Annotated in this window: 2 protein-coding genes; both read right to left on the bottom strand. The window is 33.6% G+C overall.

All coding sequences use genetic code 11. The features are described from left to right. A partial coding sequence (locus tag E1163_RS00190) for a glycosyltransferase family 4 protein (RefSeq protein ID WP_221417862.1) occupies positions 1-462 on the bottom strand: 462 nt, incomplete at its 3' end. Then, positions 459-691: hypothetical protein (locus E1163_RS30820; protein WP_221417863.1), on the bottom strand; the 233-nt coding region annotated here is incomplete at its 5' end. The genes E1163_RS30820 and E1163_RS00190, both read right to left, overlap by 4 nt.

Genomic DNA, 691 nt, shown 5'->3' on the forward strand with positions numbered 1-691 from the left:
ATTTAGCATATTATTATTAGCAACTATAAATCGATTTACTTGCCCGATTGTAATACCAATTACGTTTTTTTTGTTTTTAAATAGTGAAATCTCCGGAGGTGGTAATCTAAAATGACATACTAACCTTAATGACGGCCTAATCAATTTTAACAAAGCGGCTATTGGCAAATCAACTATTTCATTTATATAGACAACATCTGTTGTTGCTAAACCCCAGAGTTTTAATATAGATAAGAACAGCCTATAAAAAGACGTCAGCTGAAACCCTTCATTTTTGGTAGCATGTATCTGAATAGTCCTTACCCCATGTTCCTTATATTGATTAAGGTAATCACCTGAAGTAACATATGCTAAAATAACATCATGCCCCCTACCTTTTAAGCCAACAAGAATATCAAATAAGCTTTTCTCCTGACCTCCTCTAAATGACGATGGTTCCGGGTCTATGGCTAAAATTCTCATGAACTACAGCTAAACCTTTTTAATGAGAGTAAATATTCCTTCATGAGTACTATTAAAATACCCATTGAAGTCGTCCAGTTTGTAAATTCAAGTTTTTTTATTAGGGTTCTGTACTGTTTTAGCAGCTTAAATGGCTTTAAACAACTTATACCCAAACGATATGCTGATTGCTGCCTTAAGAACTGAATGATTAAATCCCCTACTTTAGCTTCGCCAAATTTACTAACAA

Origin of the sequence: Fulvivirga kasyanovii, assembly GCF_009711405.1 — a bacterium.
Classification (GTDB): Bacteria; Bacteroidota; Bacteroidia; order Cytophagales; family Cyclobacteriaceae; genus Fulvivirga; species Fulvivirga kasyanovii.